The organism is Robertmurraya sp. FSL R5-0851 (genome assembly GCF_038002965.1).
Lineage (GTDB): Bacteria > Bacillota > Bacilli > Bacillales > Cytobacillaceae > Robertmurraya_A > Robertmurraya_A beringensis.
The window spans coordinates 106,090-126,597 of the sequence record NZ_JBBOOE010000002.1 but is presented as its reverse complement, the minus strand read 5'-3'; the positions used below and the strand labels follow the sequence as shown (position 1 = coordinate 126,597).

The 20,508-nt window shown below is 36.3% G+C and carries 20 protein-coding genes and 1 pseudogene; 2 read left to right on the top strand and 19 right to left on the bottom strand.

The features are described 5' to 3' along the window. Positions 1 to 149: 149 nt before the first annotated feature. The 7 genes from MKX65_RS24855 to MKX65_RS24825 all read right to left on the bottom strand — a co-directional run bounded on the left by MKX65_RS24855 (position 150) and on the right by MKX65_RS24825 (position 4,501). Positions 150 to 947: a thermonuclease family protein gene (locus MKX65_RS24855; RefSeq protein ID WP_340906577.1), complete on the bottom strand. Its 798-nt coding sequence runs from the start codon at positions 945 to 947 to the stop codon at positions 150 to 152. A gap of 26 nt (positions 948 to 973) precedes the next feature. Next, entirely contained in the window at positions 974 to 1,138 is a 165-nt protein-coding gene (locus MKX65_RS24850) for a hypothetical protein (RefSeq protein ID WP_340906576.1), read from the bottom strand. Between the two features lie 702 nt (positions 1,139 to 1,840). Next, complete coding sequence (locus tag MKX65_RS24845; RefSeq protein ID WP_340906575.1) at positions 1,841 to 1,981, bottom strand: hypothetical protein; 141 nt, start codon at positions 1,979 to 1,981, stop codon at positions 1,841 to 1,843. Between the two features lie 53 nt (positions 1,982 to 2,034). Further along, entirely contained in the window at positions 2,035 to 2,325 is a 291-nt protein-coding gene (locus MKX65_RS24840) for a hypothetical protein (RefSeq protein ID WP_340906574.1), read from the bottom strand. A gap of 9 nt (positions 2,326 to 2,334) precedes the next feature. Further along, the gene (locus tag MKX65_RS24835; protein WP_340906573.1) at positions 2,335 to 3,288 is read right to left on the bottom strand and encodes a helix-turn-helix domain-containing protein; all 954 of its coding nucleotides are present in this window, start codon (positions 3,286 to 3,288) and stop codon (positions 2,335 to 2,337) included. Positions 3,289 to 3,420: 132 nt separating this feature from the next. Continuing rightward, entirely contained in the window at positions 3,421 to 3,759 is a 339-nt protein-coding gene (locus tag MKX65_RS24830) for a hypothetical protein (RefSeq protein WP_340906572.1), read from the bottom strand. Between the two features lie 151 nt (positions 3,760 to 3,910). After that, the gene (locus MKX65_RS24825; RefSeq protein WP_340906570.1) at positions 3,911 to 4,501 is read right to left on the bottom strand and encodes a hypothetical protein; all 591 of its coding nucleotides are present in this window, start codon (positions 4,499 to 4,501) and stop codon (positions 3,911 to 3,913) included. Between the two features lie 345 nt (positions 4,502 to 4,846). On the opposite strand from MKX65_RS24825, the gene MKX65_RS24820 reads away from it, so the two are divergent. Together MKX65_RS24820 and MKX65_RS24815 are read left to right on the top strand one after the other, a co-directional pair. After that, the gene (locus MKX65_RS24820; protein WP_340906569.1) at positions 4,847 to 6,013 is read left to right on the top strand and encodes a tyrosine-type recombinase/integrase; all 1,167 of its coding nucleotides are present in this window, start codon (positions 4,847 to 4,849) and stop codon (positions 6,011 to 6,013) included. Between the two features lie 156 nt (positions 6,014 to 6,169). Then, positions 6,170 to 7,216, top strand: a complete 1,047-nt coding sequence (locus MKX65_RS24815) for an outer membrane protein assembly factor BamB family protein (protein ID WP_340906567.1) — start codon at positions 6,170 to 6,172, stop codon at positions 7,214 to 7,216. 561 nt (positions 7,217 to 7,777) lie between these two features. Here the strand turns inward: MKX65_RS24815 and MKX65_RS24810 are convergent. From MKX65_RS24810 to MKX65_RS24755, 12 genes and pseudogenes are all read right to left on the bottom strand, one after another. Beyond that, positions 7,778 to 8,014, bottom strand: coding sequence for a DUF5348 domain-containing protein (locus tag MKX65_RS24810; protein WP_169102663.1), 237 nt, complete (start codon positions 8,012 to 8,014; stop codon positions 7,778 to 7,780). After that, positions 8,011 to 8,811: an ExeA family protein gene (locus MKX65_RS24805; RefSeq protein ID WP_340902837.1), complete on the bottom strand. Its 801-nt coding sequence runs from the start codon at positions 8,809 to 8,811 to the stop codon at positions 8,011 to 8,013. Before MKX65_RS24805 ends, MKX65_RS24810 begins: the two co-directional genes overlap by 4 nt. Then, positions 8,804 to 10,159: a DDE-type integrase/transposase/recombinase gene (locus MKX65_RS24800; RefSeq protein WP_160549919.1), complete on the bottom strand. Its 1,356-nt coding sequence runs from the start codon at positions 10,157 to 10,159 to the stop codon at positions 8,804 to 8,806. Before MKX65_RS24800 ends, MKX65_RS24805 begins: the two co-directional genes overlap by 8 nt. Positions 10,160 to 10,203: 44 nt before the next feature. Continuing rightward, entirely contained in the window at positions 10,204 to 10,689 is a 486-nt protein-coding gene (locus MKX65_RS24795; protein ID WP_340906172.1) for a DUF6431 domain-containing protein, read from the bottom strand. Between the two features lie 262 nt (positions 10,690 to 10,951). Then, on the bottom strand, positions 10,952 to 11,881 hold the full coding sequence (locus MKX65_RS24790; protein WP_340906566.1) for a hypothetical protein: 930 nt from the start codon (positions 11,879 to 11,881) through the stop codon (positions 10,952 to 10,954). A gap of 148 nt (positions 11,882 to 12,029) precedes the next feature. Further along, a pseudogene (locus MKX65_RS24785) lies at positions 12,030 to 13,591 on the bottom strand (IS3 family transposase). Between the two features lie 529 nt (positions 13,592 to 14,120). Next, positions 14,121 to 14,807: a reverse transcriptase domain-containing protein gene (locus MKX65_RS24780; protein WP_340906943.1), complete on the bottom strand. Its 687-nt coding sequence runs from the start codon at positions 14,805 to 14,807 to the stop codon at positions 14,121 to 14,123. 99 nt (positions 14,808 to 14,906) lie between these two features. Further along, complete coding sequence (locus MKX65_RS24775; RefSeq protein ID WP_340902108.1) at positions 14,907 to 15,920, bottom strand: site-specific integrase; 1,014 nt, start codon at positions 15,918 to 15,920, stop codon at positions 14,907 to 14,909. Further along, positions 15,907 to 16,893, bottom strand: a complete 987-nt coding sequence (locus tag MKX65_RS24770; protein WP_340902106.1) for a tyrosine-type recombinase/integrase — start codon at positions 16,891 to 16,893, stop codon at positions 15,907 to 15,909. The genes MKX65_RS24775 and MKX65_RS24770 overlap by 14 nt, the downstream gene beginning before the upstream one ends. Then, a complete protein-coding gene (locus MKX65_RS24765; RefSeq protein WP_340902104.1) occupies positions 16,886 to 18,121 on the bottom strand; it encodes a site-specific integrase in 1,236 nt (411 codons plus the stop codon). The genes MKX65_RS24770 and MKX65_RS24765 overlap by 8 nt, the downstream gene beginning before the upstream one ends. Positions 18,122 to 18,271: 150 nt before the next feature. Further along, on the bottom strand, positions 18,272 to 18,925 hold the full coding sequence (locus MKX65_RS24760) for a reverse transcriptase domain-containing protein (protein WP_340906564.1): 654 nt from the start codon (positions 18,923 to 18,925) through the stop codon (positions 18,272 to 18,274). 598 nt (positions 18,926 to 19,523) lie between these two features. Beyond that, the gene (locus tag MKX65_RS24755; protein WP_340906563.1) at positions 19,524 to 20,483 is read right to left on the bottom strand and encodes a DNA/RNA non-specific endonuclease; all 960 of its coding nucleotides are present in this window, start codon (positions 20,481 to 20,483) and stop codon (positions 19,524 to 19,526) included. Positions 20,484 to 20,508: the final 25 nt, after the last annotated feature.

Sequence of the window (20,508 nt, the reverse complement as noted above, 5' to 3'; positions counted from 1 at the left end):
TAGTGGTAAAAAATAGTAAAAACAAGATTAATATTGCGATGGCCCACTTCTCATACTTTTTTTCTTTCTCTTTATCCACTTAGGTGCTACCTCCTGATGTCATTAACTCCCTTAATTTTACTATAGAATATGAGACCATCAACCTATTATTATTTGATTAGTTTTTGTAGTTCAATAACTTTTTCTAATAACTTATCCGATAGCTCTTCTTTTAGTTCACCTGTTAATTGGTCTGCTATGTCTTCTGTGATTACTTCTACATTGAAGCCGTTTTTATCATCAACATATCCTGGAATACTCCAAATGTTTAATCCTGACTCCTTTGCGATATTCTCGGCCTCTTTATACATATCAACATACATATAGTCCCCATATAAATAGGCAACTCTGGCTAACCCCATAATTATTAATTGTTGTTGTATACTCTTCCCTCCAATAGCAGCATGAATGAGGTATCGACCATATTTGTCCATTTCACCTGCAGAATCATCTCCAACTATTTCAATGGTTTGTCCTAAAATTAAATTTGTTAGAAACTCAGTGCTGGCATCCCCGTATGGTTGTTTCTCTTTAGTCCATTCGGGACTATTTAACCCCAATAAACGTCCAGTCACCTCTTCACCGCCAAGAGATGGGTCAAGGTACTTAATTGTGTCACCATCAATCACTTTTGTTACAGTTACTTTTCTAGCCCCTTCTAAACTTACCTCTTGGGTTTGCGAAGGTTGCTGTGTACTGCTTATCGTTTGCTCATCGGTAGTATGGTTTGACTGAGATTCATTGGGCGAAGTGCCTCCATTCGCTGATTGTAGTTCTTGGAAATAGTCTTCTTCTGTAAGTGGTATACTTTCACTTTTTCCTAATTCATATTTTGGGACTTCCTGTGTAGTAACAGTAGAACAAGCGGTTAAAAGTAGAACAAATAGTAAACAAATCATTCTTTTCATAGCAGTTCTCCTCACCATGCTAATTATTATTTAATGACTGATAAGGCAAAAAACAGAAAGATATGCGCAACGATAAATAATCCGATTCTATTAGCTAACATATAAGTGTTTTTCTTACCTTCTAACTCTTGAGCCATTCTTTCATCAAGGGCAATAGATGGATTCTTAGTGAGAATATGCTTTAATAGCATTTCACCTCTGTTTTTTCCAGACACAAAGTTATGGTCAATCTTTACTTCCTCCCCATTGGATAAAACAAATACAGAAGATTGAAAGATGATGGAGTCTTCATTCCTCGATCATAGGGGAAACATTTGAAGCCAAAAATATGTAGCAACCACCATAAAATATATGGCTACTAAGGGGTTAGTTCTAATGGTTTTTGTTTGCAATTAACTCTCTCCTTTTTATTGTAAAAATAAAAATGGGAACAACTCAAAATCAGCCATTATTAATGACTAAAATTGGGTTGCTCCCATTCAGGTATGTGACCTACCTTTGTGAGGTAGGTAATGTTATTACATAGTCTACCATATATGTACGGGAATTTTAATCTATATTTAATAGTTAAATTACTATGTTATATATAGAGGTAACATAATTATTTTTGGTATCATCACTTTATTACTATTTTTTCATTTCTTTTTTCTCTTTAATAAAGAAATAGCAATGATCAAAATACACCAACTAAGATAAGATGACATATGGGCCTCCATTTTTTACATCTTAATTAAACAACTTTATTAAATCTCTAAAGATAAATATAGCGACACCTATCAAAATTCCTAAAACACCCCCTAAAGAGTATTCACTCTTAAACAGTTTTTTCATCATTAAATAAAAGCCCCTACTATCCGAAATACAACTCGATTAGGAGTGAAACTAATTCACTCCTAAAATCCTAAATGGCTAATGTAAAAGGAGATACCAATAGCAAGTAATCCAAAAAGAGCTGTAATTTCCTTGCGTTCCCGATATAAGGCAGCATCCCTTGTAAAAGTGATAAGAGCAAAAGCTCCACCGATGATCAACATTACTCTAATAAAAAATAGTATCGTTTCCAGTTAAATCACCTACGATTTCCCATCTAGATATCTAGACTTATAAGGTCCTTTCCATAAAAAAATCCGAATTTATCTCTGTCAAAGTCCACTTTGTAAGAAATGGTTCCATTCTTCGGGTTTTTTGATGATGTACTTATGACACCCTTTTTATTTTCGTAATCCTTTATATAGTAATAGTCCTCGGGTTCAAGTTCTTTGGCTTCATCGTCTGTCAATTTTTTCACTTTAACCCTGTCTCCATCTTGAAAAATTACTTCTTCCACTAGGGAGGACTCTTCCTTTTCTTCAATCTCGAATAAATCTAGTTGGTTCATAGCCATCCCTCATTTATCGTACTTTTCTTTTAGGATCTTTAAGACAAACTCTTCCATCGTTACCCCTTCACGTTCCGCATCTTCCCTAACTTTTTCTTTTAAGTGGGAAGGAGCTGCAATTTGAATGATCTCTAAATCACTATCGATATAGAATCCGTCCAAACGTTTAGTAACACTACCCTCTACAACTGATTCCTCTAACAATTGAAACTCTTCTGCAGTTAATTCTTCTTTAATAAGGATTGGCTTAACTTCAATAGTTACTTTTTGATTATCAACTAGGAATACCTTTAGGTTCTTTGTACCGAGGTACTGGTAAAAGTAATTCATAATAGTGCAAAATGTTTCTGTTACGGTAAATTCAAACTTGGCAAACCCTTTTTTGTTAATGTAACCAGGGTTCGGAATGATTCTGAACGGTTCGTAACCACTCTTTTTTATGTCTTTATAGGCAATTTGTTGACCGTTTTCTGTTGCTAAATAAGGCTGGCCATGCTCATCTAATAATAAGAAGTTTTTTGTAGTACCATTCTGATCTTGAAACTCTTGGAACCAAGCAAATTTTGTTTTCTTATCATAGAATTCTTTACCTTCACTCTTTTTCATTTCTTCATATACGGATTTAAACCGCTCTAACTCCTCGAAAGAAATGAAATTAAAGATTTTCCCTCTATATTCTTTTCGCTCTGCTTTTAGTTGACCTTGTTGAATATATTGCAGAATGGTTCCACTATGAACCCCTAGCATTTTACCTGCTTCGCTTGTGGTCAGTCCCGGTTTTGCTAGTGCCTTCTGTAATTTCTCGATATCATCCTTATAAAAGAGTTTGGTCTTATCAATATAGTGATTTTTATATACTGGAGTTAGTTCCCCATCTTTTACATATTTAAGAATGGTCGTTTTTTTCACATCAAGCATTTTTGCAGCTTCTTCAGTCGTTACAATCTCTCTTTCTAGGTCCATATATAACACCTTACTTTCCATACAATAAATAATTAACTAAACAATTTACCTTAAATTATATCAAAAGATTTTGTATGGATTTAAAAAAGGGTAAAAATTTTTTACCCTTTTTCTTCTATAATATATAGTAAACTATCGAATTAACTTTTCATTATAAGCGTACTGTATATATTCCTCTATCTTATCAGCAATCTTAGGCCGTTTCGGATTAGATAGAATTTCTTTTAAATATGATTTTTTTAGTATCAGCTGGTCATCACCATGTAATAACTCAACCTCTACGGATGTGCTAAATTTTGTTGTTAGCGTCCTTACCTCTATTCTTATTCCGCAATCGAGTTCCGTAAGAAAATACGTCAAAACTTTTAACTGAATGCTACCGTCTCTTACGATCTTTTCTGAAGTTCTAAAATTCCCTCTCATAATAAGTCCTTTCTGTGCCTCTAAAAAGACCATTATGTTAAGTGCCATGATGATAAAAGGTCTCACACTGATATATAGTAAAACAACACAATAATAAAGTTGGTAACTATCTTTAGTGTTCAGTTACCAACATTAATGTCTATAGTAACGAATTACATTAATGTTGGTAACTCATTGCTGTGGTGCTTACTCTAGATAATTACTTCAATTTTGCTACGTATTCTTCTGCTTCTGTCTTGGTATCAAAAACCCTATTCAATTGCATAGAGGATAAAGTATAGTGACCTCCATTAGCTTCGTGACCAACTATGTATGCTTTAGCGCTTTTCCCCTTTGGAACAATGATTACAGGAATAATTTCTTTTCCATTCACAAAATAACCGCTCCTTGGACTCAACCACCCTAGATTCTTTTCGAACTCCTGCCTACCGGTTATTAATTTATCAATGTTCGTTCTCTTACTAACCTTCTCTACACCCGCTTGTGTACACTGCATATCTATATTTCCTTCGGTTAATACTCGTATAGGGAACTTGGTTGTAGGTTTGAGGTCGTAGATGATACCCAATTTTCCATTACTTTTTAATTTTACTGGTCTGCCTATGTGAATATCTTCACTTGCAAGAATAGACCCTTCCGAAAGAGACCAAGAGTTAATCTTGTACTTCTTTGCAAATTGCTTAATCATTTCCTTTTCCCCTAATTCACGTAACTCTTTTTCACTCATACCCTCTGGAGCATCAATTTCTACCGAAATTGGAGCAAGGTTAAAAGTTAATGTTTTTTTCATGTAAATCAGCCCTTTTTAAAGTTTTCTTGTTTAAGAGAATCTAGCAATCAAGAACTTACCAAAATTGACTAAATTCCCCTTCTGAAACCAATATAACAAATTCAATTATCAATGTCTAGTTAATTATTAATATTGAGTTAAATTAATAATTAAATTAATATTTTTATATTGTTGTATATAGTAGACAAATAACCTCTTTTTCGTGTAGGGTTATAGTTAAGTAAATGGTTATTTTTTATTACATATCTAATATTTTTGCATTCTTAGGTTTTGAATTTAAGTTAAATTAGATATTGGAGAATTACATAGGATAAAAACTATTTAATGTAGGGGGGGTTGTTTAAGATGGTTAATTACGAAGTAATTCAATATAAAATTGATTCAATCAATGAAATTAGGCAATATGTTAATCAGTCTGATAGTATCGCTTCTTTAACTAATCAGTTGTTAAATGATTCATTACATAATCAATTAATCGATATGATAGATGAGGAAGGAGATGAAGATTACTCCTTATTTAACGATATGGAAATGATTTACCTCTTCGTTCATAAAAAGAGAGATATGAATGATAAGAAGAATCGAGGAGAAAACACTAAGAAGGAATATTTGCGGGATGTTCTTCTCTTTTATAAGCAATTGATTGAACAGGCTGAGTTGATTGAATTGACCTTACAAGGTTTGGAGCAATACCAGCTGTTTAAAAGATTAACCGCAAGACACCTACGCAAATATCAGGAATGGTTGAAAGGTGCTCCACTAGGTAAAGGGAAGAAACCTTATTCCGTTTCAACGCTTAGTAGAAAGATAATGATTATTCGAGGATTCCTCAACTTTTTATTTGAAAGTAAATACATTGAGCAGCCGATACATAAAAAGATGCTGAGTAGCAACGTTAGGAGTGAGGATCGACCATACAAAGACCTTTCCTCTTACGAAGTAACAAAGATATTAGAGGGATTTAAAAACCATCCAATCGTGTACGGAGTTATATCAGTGCTTGCTACTACTGGATTGAGAATACAGGAGCTTTGTACGGCTCGTGTTTGTGACTTATCTTTTGTTGATGGGGACTATTGGTTACTGGTAAAAGGTAAAGGTGATAAGCGGAGAGAGGTATTAATTCATTCCAATGTACTGAAAACTATTGAGCAGTTTCGCTTAAGAAGAAGGTTATCATTTAAGCTGGACCCTAGTGATCAGTCCCCTTTATTAACAACTGCAAGCGGAAAGGCTTACGATTATAAATATTTATCAAACTACATCACGCGGAAAATACAGTCTTTGGACTATGACTTCGTTAAATACCGCTCATCGCCTATTACTCCACATGCATTTCGACATTTCTGGGCCATACAATCGGAAGAAAATGGGGTTAATTTAAGTCAAATTCAGTCAGGACTAGGGCATTCAGATGTGAAAACAACCATGATCTATTTAAAGAGGAAAACACTACGGAAGAATCATGCAGCTCACGCATGGAAGAATTCCGATATAATAAACAATATATAAGTACTTGTTGAGACAAATGTTAAGAATAATAGAGACACCGATAGTTGCGTCAACCTTCTCTTGAAGTATTTATATTTCTATAATTAAATATGGCTATCAAGTAGAATTGCTTAACTAAAAAAATAACAACTAACATTTAAGATTGGTGGAATAGGTATGTCAGAAGTAAGTTTTATTGGAGGATTTGATGTTGTATGGAGAAAAAATCAGTTACCTGGGTATCCGAAGATGTCCCTAAAAAACAACTTGGTTTTAGCTCAGATAGGTGGTAATTTATTTGGATTAGATCCTTCAACAGGTAGAGAATTGTGGGAGTTCAAATACCCTAACCAAGGTTATAATATAAATCACATATCAGATTATGACGATAATATCTATTGTATTAATAATATTGGTAGAAGTCATCATAGCGAGACTAGTAGATCCTCAGTCTTGTACAATCTAAACAGAGCGAACGGAGAGATAATTTGGAATATAAAATTATCTGATCATGTAAACCTACCAGCCGTAGCAGGGAATGAAATAGTAGTTATAGAATTTTGCGGAGATCTAATCGGAATAGACAAAAAAACAGGGAATAAAAAGTGGACTCTACCAACTGAAGGTAAACAACCTATCTTTTTATCTATACATAAAGATATGGTTATATTTGTTGTATCTCAACGTATAAATTCTGGTGAGAGTCCTGGAAGTATTAAACATATATATATCTTGGACATAAACACCGGTAAGGTAAATAAAAAATTCGAGGAGAATACCCTCATTGGAAAGTTTTATATCTCTAAAAGTCATTTATTTTACGAATGTGGCACTTTGGATGATTTGAATTATTTTTATAGAGAGTTTATTAAGGGAATAAGTTTAAAGTCGTTAAAAGAATTACCATCAGTCTTAAAGGTGAATAATAACGATATTATAGATATACATAACGGAACATTCTATTTGTTATCAGATGAATCTTTAACCTGTATAAGTTTTTCAAATGAAATAAGGTGGCAAAAAAAGATTGGTTTCAATCCTGGTCATTCTATAACTACTTTTGAAGCAGGGGTAACATATCTAAAGGATGGTAACTGCTTGTTTGCTCTTAATCCAGCGACTGGTGAGGAGTATTGGAAAAAGGAGCTACTTCCTACCAATACAGTAACCATTCCTTTCGTCTATAAGGGATTAATACACGATTTTGCTCTTAACTATAGTTAGTATTCTTATCCCTTCTTCGGAATGGAATTCCATGTACATGATTAATATATAAATTAAAGTCTAAAAAAGTCCAGGTGTTTACACTGGGCTTTTAGGCTTTAAGGAACATAATTTTCCATTCATTCATAGATCCTACCGCCAATACTAGTATCCTATTTCCCTACTCTACTCACTACGGACATTAGCCTATCTTGGCGCCCTTGGTCAACGAATCCTATTTAAGGAATGCTCCTTTTCTATCGCTCTCCCCCTGTTTTGACATCATTACTAACTAACAATTTCCAAATCTCGTTATATGGACAACACAAAAAAACGCCTTCCTCCTTCAAGAATGGCGACATTTTGTTGAATAAAGGTTCACATTTTTATGTAAAACTCTTTCAAAGTGTTTTAATGATAATAACAGTTTGATTTAAGTTAAAATTCCAATGTAGTTAAAGTTGTTATTTAGTGTTAATGGCGTTTTATTATGTCCCGAAATTGACGTTACTAATTGTCCCAACACTGACGGATTCACTGTCCAAAATGAAGGGGAAGCACCTTTATGCTTCCCCTAGAATCTTACAAATCAACGTGATACGTTTCATTATTCTTAAGGTAGAACCTAATCTCATTTCTGCCAGTAATGATGTACCAGTCTCTACCCAGTTCCAAACGGCAAGATAGAATCTTTCCATTTCCTAGATGGAGATCAAACCATTCACCGCAACGCATTTTATAACCTGTATTATCTCCCCAAAACACAACCCAACAATCCAACTCAGCGTTGTAGTTCATTTCTTTCCAGCGGCTTTTCATGAAAGTTCCCCCTGGATAACTTGCTTAATCATATGATCATCAATGATTCTTCGACCATTTTGTGAGCCATATAAAAGACTATGTGTACAAAGTTTATTAATGAGCCTTGCGGCACCACCAGAGAACTGATGAATTTCATCAAGCGCCCCATCAGAAAAGATAGGTTGATCAACTCCGGCATAACGAAGATGCCTAGATACATATTCTTCAACTTGAGCACGATCGAGATGGCCTAGCTGGAATTGGATATCGATTCTTTGGCGTATGGCTGCATATGATTGCAGTCGAAGTCGATCCCATAGCTCGCTTTGACCGACGAGAATAAGCGCCATCGGACTTTGCGAATCCATTTTGAAGTTTAATAGAAAACGAACTTCTTCAAGCATTTCCCGGTCCAGAAGGTGAGCTTCATCCACTACTACAACTGGCTGGAGTCCTCGTATACCTTTCATCAATTCTATCTCTCGGTGAAGCTGCCGTTTCGCATCTCCTCGATAAAACTTCGCTTCAGAGCCTAGTTGTTCCAATAGCCCTTTATAAAAATGGCGCGGGGTTAATTTTGAATCTGATAGATAAAGGACATGAAATTTTCCTTTATCTAATCTATTCACAAACTTACGGATTGTCGTAGTCTTTCCTGTACCACTATCTCCACTTAGGACCGCAAAAAGCTGTCTATCGGCTGCATATTTTAGCCTTCCAAGGATTTCTTGCATCATGGAAGAATCATAAAGTTGGTCTGTTGGTAGATCTCTGGTAAAAGGTGTATTGTCCATTTCATAAAAGGTTTCAAACACGAGAATCATCCTCCTTCCAGACAGCACGGAAGGTTACGGCAGGTTTTTGTTCGATTTGACGTTCCTGATTCTTTCGTTCAGCTGCCTTTAATAGTCTTGAAGAGTCAACACTCTGCACCTTCAGGTGCTCAGGTAATTCAGGCCGTTTTCCAGCTCTTTCCCCAATGACAAGCTTTCTAGCTTTCCAAGGAGTATAACCCTCGAACTCAATGGTAAGTTCCTCGATATTCGCAGGATCATAGACAACATCAACCTGTCGTCCAATAAATGTTAAACCCACCTCATATTTGTGATCCATGAAACTGATGCATCCTGACTTATCAACTTTTCTTGTTTCGCAATGAAGAAAGGCATTGCTTAAAGTATCAGGATCGATAAAGCGAATTGCTTTCCTGTCCGAACGAAAAGCTGTTTCCGGACTAATTTTCTCCCCAAGTGCAGAGTGAGGCTTATTCTGATAACACTCTGTCAACCACACCTGAAAAAGTTCATTCAGTCGATCTAGAGTATTGGGCTTTTCGATGACAGCTTCACTAATAAATGAATCTATAACTCTATTAAATCTTTCAATTTTTCCTTTTGATTCGGCAGAATAAGGCCTTGTGTAAGTAAGACGAGTGCCAATTTTGGAACATGTGCGTGACATCCACTTGGTTCTATATTGCTTTCCATTATCAAAATACACTGCTTCCGGAACACCATATTTTTGGATTGCTTGTCGGAATGCATCTTCAATGATTCTTGAATCTAGAGTAGGATAAAAGGCTGCATGAACCACTAACCTTGTGGCATCGTCGATAAAAGCGACAAGATATACTTGTTTCTTGATTCCATTTGGACCAATAGGTAAATATGGGCCATATTTGATATCTGATTGCCAAAGTTGGTTCCGATGCCGTTTCTGAAATCGTCGGGCGGCAACTCCAGTTTGAGAATATAGGCGCATATGTCGCGAACTATATCCTTTTTCAGTCAGCTTTTCCTGCAGTGTGGATCTTTTAATTTGTCCTGGTTCAGCTAATTCTTCCCATTCAAGAATCTGGATAATCTGTGCCACACTACGGCTTGGCACTTCTTTTCGAAGAAGAATAGCCTGTTCCAATATATGAGGAGGGATAGCTTCTGACTTTTGAGAACCTTTTCTTCCTTGTGGCTTCAATCCCCCAAATCCATCCTCACGAAATTGAGCTAAATATCGCCTAATAGTTCTTTCTGAAAGGCCATTGGCTTTCGCAATCTGTTCTTTTAACTCTTTTAATTTTCCAGCATCAAGTCCTTCTGCCAATAAAGGGGATATCAGCTGAAAACGCTGCACTGCCAATTCTTCTGATTTCTTATGATTCCTCATGATACACTCTCCTCTCTGTGTCTATCATGAGTGTAAATCAGGGGTTATTGGACAATGAATGCAGAACGGGTATGTATCCAAAAATTAATATTTACAATGGGCCGGACAATTCTTGTCAGCCATCCATTGGCATCTCCTGCCAAGCGCCCTATCCTTTGAAGTGCAGTCCCTGAACTTTCGGACGAGAAATCCAGAGGGATGTTTCCTTGATTGGTTCTGATCATGATGGATGTTAAACACCCCAACCAATAATCCACAAATTCATGAATCCAGCCATGCCATCTCGAAAGAGTAGAATCATCGGCTGGAACAGTATGGTCGGATGGATTCGAGAGAACGCTTTCAATACATTCAGCTTCATAGCGCTTATAAGGGATTAATATATCCGGCAGTTCATGATGTATCGTACAGCAACAAGTGCACCTTAGTCTTCGGATGTTATAGGTCTTACTCTGCCCTGAATGATCAATAGATTTACGATTCTTAGATCCTATTACCAACATGTCTTTCCCACAACATGGAGAAGGAATCCTCCCCGCACCTCTAACGAAAAACTCCAGTTAGATTGTTTTCAATCAGCTTATAATCTGATACAATAACCATATACTTTTTGGTGGGACGTCTCCCGTATAACTGTTGGCGCAGTTATACATTATGGGAGTCGTCTTTTCCTTTCTCCGGAATATATTCATGGACATTATACTCGACCACTTCCGGACAGGCAATACCGTCAACTTTCGGTAATTTAAGAGTGTCAAAAACAATTTAGTTTTCTTCTCAATTATTAACCATTTAGCTTTTTAAATTATTATATGGATTTCCATCAGGATTGGAACGTAAATATCCTCCACCCTCTTCTACTGTCCTATCTATTGATGTATCACCATCTCCGTCAACCCAAATTGTATTTCCGTCTGATAACATACGAGAATGAGGTTCAACAAAATGATTATTAGGGCCCTCAACTAGTTCAAGGGAATTATAATCAAGTGAGTCTAGGACATCTAATGCATCTATTGCGTCACTTAATAACCCAATGCCTACTGTTCCGAAAATAAGCATCATAACGCTTTTATTAACTTTAGCATCATCATCATAAACGATTCCTTCCACTAAGTTTACAATATGTCTAACTGGTGCTGAAACCATATTCCAAGCAAAGACAGCAGCTTTACTTAGTAGGGATTTCTTTTTTATCTTAGAAAGTTCATCAATAGCTGATTGATATTTAATCAACTGATCATTTAAGTGACCGATTATTTTTTGTGAGTGCCAAATCAACTTTTCTAAATTATTTCTTCTTATATGGTATAAGTATGGAAAAAACTCTTTTATTTCTGTATCATTTTCTAAAATTTCTAATGTATATTGAGCCGATTTGATATTGGAATCGAAATACTGAATTTGATATTTAATTGTATAAATTACACCAATCAAATTATAAATAATTCCAAGGGCTTTTTCATCAATATCCATACTTTTGTAACGTTTTTGGTCTTCATATGCTTCCTCCCCCTGTTTTATAATGGAGTAGCTTGTTGGATAATCTTTAAAAAATGAATTGAAACCCAGTAAATAAGCATCATAAATCTGATCAAATCTTTCAAGTATTTTAAGTGCGTTTTGTCTTTTATTTTCACTATTTCCTTTAGATGAATAATATTTGTCTAAATTATTTTTGCGAATCTTAACTTTTTTATTTTCATCTACGGTGTTTGTCAAGATAGTTGTCGCATTTAACTTGTTTACTAGTGTAAGAACGTAAGGGTAACTACCGCGCTTTGCTTGGTGGTCTTCTCATCAAAGAACAGAATTCATTCTGTTCTTTGATGAGAAGGGAATGGGTAGTTCAAGCTCAGTCGCAGTGGGGCTATTTTGTTCCATCCTTTTCTATCTTGTCCTTTATTGGGTTTAAAGCCACTGAATCATGTGCACTCCAGTCTCTAGTTGAGCGCGTCCAACGTTCTGGATGCTTTTGTTTCGCTAGTTCATAAACTTCTTTGCGCTTTTTCAGTATCCCAATATGCGCACCTGTATGGCATTGTTCTGGCGTCACAAAATTTATACCACTGTGTAAATGTATACAGTTATACCAATTCACAAATCTTAATGCCCATTCACGTGCAGCCTCAAGTGTTTCAAAGCCTCTGTACGGGAATTCAGGTCGATATTTCAGAGTCCGAAACATTGCTTCAGAATAGGGATTGTCATTACTTACTCTTGGTCTTGAATAAGAGCTTTGGATCCCTAATTTTTCAAGTAATACCTGAAATGTTGCGGCTTTCATGGGACTGCCATTATCGGAATGTAAAACGAGTGGTTTACCTTGGATTTTTTCACTAATAATCGTCTTCTTCATTAAATCTTCAGCGTGTTTTGCCTCCTCTGACTCCCAAATCTCCCAACCTACGATTTTTCTACTAAAAATATCGATAATTAAGTAGAGTCGATAAAACAAGCCTTTCACCGGCCCTTTTAACCACGTTATATCCCATGTCCATACCTGGTTTGGGGCTACTGCTAAATGACTTTCTGGTAATCTACCCTCGGGCTTTTTGCTTCTTCCCCGATGATTTTGCATTTTATGCTCACGAAGAACTCTATAAAAGCTAGATTCGGAGGCGATATAAATGCATTGATCTGCTAATTTTGGCACGATTTGAGTAGGCGGTAGGTCTACAAATTCCTCTTTTTTAACAACCTCCAGTATCTCTTGTTTTTCCTCTATCGTTAATTTATTTTTTGGCTCTGGACGTAACGCAATAGGGCGTTGATCCTCCTTGATTCCACCTTCTGAAATCCAGCGTTCATAGGTGCGAACGCTAATGTTCAATTCTTTACACGCCGGGGCTAATCGCGCACCATTTTGGTTTGCTTCTTGGATGAGTTCTACTGCTAGTGCGCGATCTGACGGGCTGATCATTCGTCCTCTTGGTCCCCCCAGATCGCTTGGGCCTTTTTTCTTAATAGTAATAAGGCTGCAGCTTCTGCCAATGCTTTTTCTTTTTTACGCAAATCTTTCTCTAATGCCTTTCCTCGCTTTTTCTCCTCTTTTAATTCTTGATTTAACTGCTTTGTTTGACTAGATTCTCGCCCATTTGCATTAAGGCATGAATCTCGCCATGCGTCAATCTGTTCTTTATAAAGTCCCTTTTTTCGACAATACTCCGCTAGCTCCGCACCATTCATTGAGTATGTTTCCATAACTATGAGAAACTTATCTTCACTGCTCCAGTGTTCAGAACTTTGTCCATCTCCGGGTGTGGGGTTTCCAGATGATCTAGCCTCTTTTCTCCACTTGTAAAGCGTGGGTTCAGTAATGCCCAACTCTTCACTTAATTGGCCAACCGATTCATTAGTGGGGGGCATCATTCTCTTAATAATTGATGCTTTCTCTTCCTTTGTATAACGTTTACCATTATTACTTTTCATGTCGATCAACCTCCGTGTATGATTTAAACTATACACTAAAGTTCCCTACGACATCTATCCTAACAGAGGGGGTCTATACAAAAAGAAACTATAACAAAACCGAAAAATAAAATTACTAAAACTAAAATAATTACAAGGATTGTCTTAAACAAATCTTTTAATACTCCTTTCAACCATACTTAATCTCCTATATATAGGTATAGTATCCTGCATCCTTTATACTAATCGCACATTTATTTTAACATATATATCCAACCTTTGTAGCAGTAATTTTTATCAAAAAATTCTCTCATTTGTTGATAAATAATCAACTCTTTATTATAAATACTAATTTTAAGAAATTTAGTTTTTATTGATTTTTATTAATTCAAACCTACTAGCTTAGTTGTTTTCATCCTGATTATTTTTTCACTCTCCTAATGAACTAGTCGAGTAGAAAGGAGCCTTCCTACCTTACGGTAAGTTGTTCTCCTCCCCCTCACAGAACCGTGCTTGCGCTATTTACGCACACGGCTCCTCCTAGTTATCATTACAGAATATAGCTAATCTCTTCTCTAAGTTCATAGATATTTACCTTAACTCTTGGTAAAGGAAGTGGATATCTACTGAGGAAGAGATTAAATTTGTTCCATGTAAAGGACTTTCTTTGGCTCCTTCTGTTTAGCCATTTAAATAGTAAGTTTTCAAGTCTCTCTTTGAAATTGTTAACAGTTTGGATGTTATCTGTCATGCAATAATAGTTGTAATAACCAGTGAGCGAGCGTTTAAGTCTATCCATAATCATATGAATAGATTTATTTCTATTAATCTTCAACCATTCTTTAGTTTCTTTTAGTTTGCCTTGAACTTTCTTCCTACTGGATTTTCGTTTCACACGAAATTTTCCTTCTTTACTTTTTCCGCAATAGTGGGTAAATCCTAAGAAATCAAATGTGTCTGGTTTGCTATTTCTATCTCGCTTTGCGTTATGTACTGCAAACCGACCAAAGGAAATAATTTTCGTTTTATCCTCGGCTATTTCCAAATTAAATTTCTTTAATCTAAGCTTTAATGAATGGAAGAATTGCTGGGCTTCGCTCTTATGTTGAAAACAACATACAAAATCATCTGCGTATCTTACTATATATGCCTGCCCTTTACATTGTTTCCTAACCACTTTTTCAAACCATAAGTCGAGAACATAATGGAGATATACATTGGCTAATATCGGAGATATTACTCCACCTTATGCAAAGTAAAATATTATGCAAAGTAAACTTTCTAAACCCATAAATAATAAGGGGTTATATCCCATTTACTTTGCATAATTTCTGGCCTACTTTAATTCGGAAAGCCAAGTAAGCAATGCCTGATCCTTATTCCAGTCGGGAAGAGTGCTATCAATCAAATCAGGGTAAACATTTTCAATTGCCTTTCTTTTCGTCTCAGTATCTATTCTGGCGTAAATTTCTGTCGTCTTTATATCTACATGTCCAAGAAAATCACGTATGTATATGAGATTTACTCCTGCTTGTAGTAAATGCATTGCCTTCGAGTGACGAAACATATGGGGTTTCACTTTCGAAGGAACTAGGGTTGATGTTCTCCTAGCTAATTCAACATATTTTGTTATTATATAGGCAATCCCTTCCTTAGTAAGCTTGTTTTGCTGATTATTTGTAAAGAGAGGATATTCATTTTTCCATGGTTTATCCAGATTATTTTCGATAATATAGCGTTCCAATAATGATACGGAATTTTTCAAAAGAGGAACTCGCCTTGTCTTATTTCCTTTTCCTGTTAATACAATCACTGCCGGATTTTCTAAGATTACATCCCTTACTTTTATATCAATTAGTTCCTGCACCCTTGCGCCAGTATCATACAGAACACTCATCAATGTAAGGTCACGTCGACCCTTAATGCAGCCCCTTTCGGGCTGTTCTAGAAGTAGTTTCATAGCCTCTGGTGACAGATGCTCCACCACAGTTTTCTCTGCCTTTTTGGAGGGGATTGCGATTACTTTTTGAAAATGGAAAAGACCGGAAGGTTCTTCGGCCTGAACATAACGAAAAAAGGAATGAATCGCTGAAAGCCTCTGATTTCTAGTAGAGATGCTACATTTTCTAACCTTTTCTAGCCAGCCCAGAAAGCCAATAAGCGTTTCACTTGAAAGAATATCTAAAGTAATCCTTTCTGCTCGAATGTTTTTCTTTTCTTGGCAATACTTTATCAAAAGTTTAAATGTATCACGATATGATTGAATGGTATTCCTACTGACATTTTTCTGTGACGGAAGGTACACCGAAAGAAATTCCGTAAGGTGCTTCGCAAAATCAGTTGGTTTCATCGTTATCACCATCTAATTGAGGAATCATTCCCGGATACCGCGTTTCAAGCCTTAATGTAATAGATGGAAACACATCCGCAGTCAAGCGCAGATAATAAGCAGTTTCTTTAAAGGAATCGTGACCCAAATACGTTTTAAGTACTGGAAGATATACCGTTAAATCCTTTTCTTCATCAACCCATTTTTTCAGACAATGAACTGAATAAGAGTGGCGAAAGTCGTGGATACGAGGACCATTTCCTCTTCCACCATGTGAAATTCCAGCACTCCATAAAAACCTACGGAAATTTTTATAGACATTTCCGGTCGTCATCGGTCTGTTATCAAGCGCAGGAAAGTAATAATCTTCGGCACTTGGATAAGGATGTACCATTTTCGAATAAATCCGACAACGTTCCGTAAGGGACACCGACATTGGTACCAACCTGCTGTTATCTTTTTTAGATTGATTTATAGTCAGAATACCATTTTCAAGGTCAACGTCAGCTACTTTGAGAAGCCTTGCCTCGGATACCCTTAAACCGCACATATAAATCATACGAAAGAACACGGGCATAATCAGATGTCTGTGTGGACATTCGGAACAGTACTTGCATTTTTCCGTTTCAGCAAAAAACCTTTCTAGTTCATCAAAAGAATAAATATACGGTACATATTGTTCCTCCGTAGGAAAGTATCCCTTGGGGATGATATATGCTTTAACTCCAATGGAATCCAGATATTTCCCAAACTGGCGGATGACTGATGCGCGTGAACATAAATTTGCTTGTGCCTCGTAAGTTTTTTTACTACACCAGTCTAATACGATTTCTTTAGTAAGTTCAGTGGCTTGGGGATACTTTTCCATTGTAAAACTGTCAAATCGATTTAAATCACGTGAATCCCTATCATATTTATATCCAATAGCCTTTTTCAGTCCCACATGAGCTTGGATATGACTTTTAAAAGGGCCTTTATATATGATTTCACTCATCACTCAATCCCTCCTTAAAATCAAGGGAACATTCTTTCAACCTTTTGATGTCAACCTTTAAGTAAACTGCTGTTGAGTTTGTATCTACATGACCAAGGATATCTGAAATGGTGGAAAGTGGTGTATCTTTTTCGAGAAGTATACTGGCCATGGTATGCCTAAGGGAATGCATTCCTCTTCTTTTTTTTAATGTAGGAATGTGTGCTAATTCCATGTACCTTTTAATTAACTGATTTAAATGATCTCCTTCAGAAAAGGGCCCAAATGGTGCCATGTGCTTTACAAATACATAGGGGCTGTTTATTTTAGGACGACCGTACTTAAGATACTCAATAACTGCCCATCCCACCTCCGGTGTTAATGGAAGAGTTAAAGGCTGCCTAGTTTTTGATTGAGTAAATACAAGCCTTTTCTCAGCCCAGAGAAAGTGCTCCATTTTCAAATTTTTAATATCTGTACACCTTAAGCCGAGGCAACATGCTATTAATATAATTGCATAATCTCTTTTGCCCTTTGGACTCCCTCTATCAATGGCAGAGATTAACCTTTTCAATTCATCTTCTGTCCATACAGATGGAATACGGGTCTGTTTTCTTGCCTGAATCATAGGCGTTTTTGAAGCAAAATCAATCTTTATTTCTTCTGTAACTAGGAGAAAGCGGAAAAAGGCACGCAAGGAACAGATATTTTGTTCTACTGTTTTGTATGTATATCCCGCCAAGGTTTTAATGTAATCGTTAATCAATGTAAGATTGATTTCTTTACAATCTTTAACTTTCTGCGAAGAAAGATAATCCATGAATCTAGCAGATTGTTTTACATAATGGTCTATTGTGGCTTTGGAATAATCTTTATTTACACAGTATTGCTTAAAACGGTTACTAATTTCGATAAAGTAAAAATCCGTAAGGATTTCCTTATGCTTATAGTAGCGACGTAAAATAGTTGAGTGTAGTTGAAAATCACCAATCATTCGAATAATTCGAAGTTCTTGAGTCTCTGACTGTGTAAGAGATTTATCAAAATCTTTTTCGAGGATATGAAAGTATTTTTCAACAAACTTAATTCCCAACCCTTCCGAATAGTATGTTTCACCTTGTTCATGTGCAAATTGGAGCAGTTTCTGCCATCTACTTCGGTAAAACCTCATAGATCCCTCGGTATAGCCAAGCCGAATCATTTCTTGTTCTAGGTCCTGAATTAATGCATCCAACGGTTTCTTTTGCATATGTATTTCCTCCCAAAATGATAATTTGAGCATCAAGCTCATAATTCATTTTCGGTTATTATGCAAAGTAAATAGACTAGAATCGTTGAATTAATAACTTTTTTATTGGTTACTTTGCATAATCACTTTCTTTGCATAAGGTGGATTATGCTAAGCTTTGCATAATCCTCCTTGCGGTGTACCATTGTCTGTCTTATACTTCTTACCTTCCTCCATGTATCCACCTTTAAGAAACCTGTTGATTATTCTCAGTAGGTTAGGGTCAGCGATTCGAAGTTTTAGAAACTCCATCATCCATCTGTGATCAACGTTGTCAAAGAAACCTTTAATATCTACATCTACTACATAACTTACTGCTCTCTTTTCAATGTAAAGATTCAGTATCTTCAGCGCATCATGGCAGTTTCTATTAGGACGAAACCCAAATGAACAATCTAGGAAGTCATTTTCATAGATAGAATTTAGTATTTTGGTAATTCCCTTTTGTACAATTTTATCTTCATGTTCAGGTATGCCCAACGGTCTTTTCTTATTTGAATTGAGCTTTGGGATATACATTCGTCTTACTGGAACAGGGCGATAGCTCTTGCTTTTAAGCCTACTTACCAAATCAATTATGTTTTCTTCTAGGTTTTCACTGTATTGTTCTTTAGTCGTTCCGTTAACACCCGTTGCCTTTCTATTTGGCAATCCATGATGACACTGTGTTAGTGATTGCTCATTTAATAAATGAGCAAGTGATGTAAATTTCATATTAGGCTGAGACTTTGCTAATTCTGCTATCCTTAGTAGTTTTGTTTCCATTATTATTCCTACCTCTGTGTGTAGTTAATGTGTCCCTAGTGAGGGTGATAACTGGTAGCTAGCCTTCCCTCCATCGGCATTACCCAACTTCATTGGTACTACGCTGCTATCCGACTCCCTACACGGCATTTGGTTTCCTTGCTTGTTATCGCTTGTACACCATACTCTTCTAAAAAAAAATAGAAAAGACCGGTAGGGTCTCCCGAGTTGCCGTATCATATCAATGTGAAGCGTGCCAAGGTCTCTGACTCCAGAGAGGTTTTATTCTTCTTGCCTTTGATGAAGAATAAAATGTTGCTTTCTACCGCAGTTAAGGTATCAGCCCTCTCAGTCTACTAAAGTTTATGGAGCTCAATCCCTTCAACCATTTGGCTTTCGGCCCACTTCCTAACTGTCTACGCTTAAAGACTAAAGTTACCTTTAGCCCTCCAAGACTCGCTACGAGCGAATGGCTAGTTCTTACTCGGCGGGAATCCCACCCGCTATATGATACGACCTAGGCTCGGCCGCACAACTGCCGCGTTTTTGGAATATAAAAAGAGGTCCCTCCATTATTGAAGGAACTCCCTTAACATTAAAGTAAAAATATTCGATTTGTTTACTCTCCTACTAGTCCATCTCCATCTCGATCATCCATATATTTATAAAGCCATGAATCAGAAGAAATTGGCATTTCATAGCCAGCTGCTTTGGCTTCTGCAATCGTAACAATTCCATTATGATTGGTATCCACTTTACTAACATCCTCATTACTACTTACCGTTTCATTTGCTGGTACATTGTCTGTTTTCGGTGGCGTACTCGTACCTGTTGTTACCCCTAAATTTTTGTTCACATCGTCTGGGTTTACATTGTCAAATTCGTCTGTAATGGTTCTGCCCTGTATTTTGTATGTGAATTTATAATGATTTGGAATTTGCGTGTGAGTATTTGGATATTTAATCACTGCTACGAAATCTGTAGAACCTCCTGCATCTCGAATCACTTTTTCCATATATGCTTGATTGCCGTGCCTATTGAGAATGCTGTCTTGAGGTGTAATGTTGTATGCGTTAGATACTCCCCCAAGTGAGTCAGCAATTACATGTCCTTCATCTAATTCTTCACTCTCTGTACCGGGAACCTTTGCTTCATCAGAATAGTATCTCCCAGACGATGAAACATGTTCAGTATTCGGATTTTGGAGTGTTATATTTTTTGCCTCAACACGAATTAGCTGTCCGTACTCATTAGTGAAGGCCCAATACTTTCGGTCACCATAACCAATGTCAACAACCACGTTAGGTTCACGATATCCAGACAAATCACCACCATCAACTTCAATAAGTTTGTATCCTGAGAACAGTTCATTATTTGATTGGGTTTGTGTTTCCTCTACTACTGGTTCATCAACCGTAGTGACAGTTTCTTCTTTTTCATTATTTTTATCTGTTTCAACTGTGGTTACTTCTTGTTTATCTGTTTCTATAACAGTATTGGATGCATCTTCTACGTTGGTACAACCAACTATAAAGATGGTTGTTAATAATAAGATTAAATAGTTCATTTTCTTTTTCATTTTAGGACTCTCTTATAATAGTTTT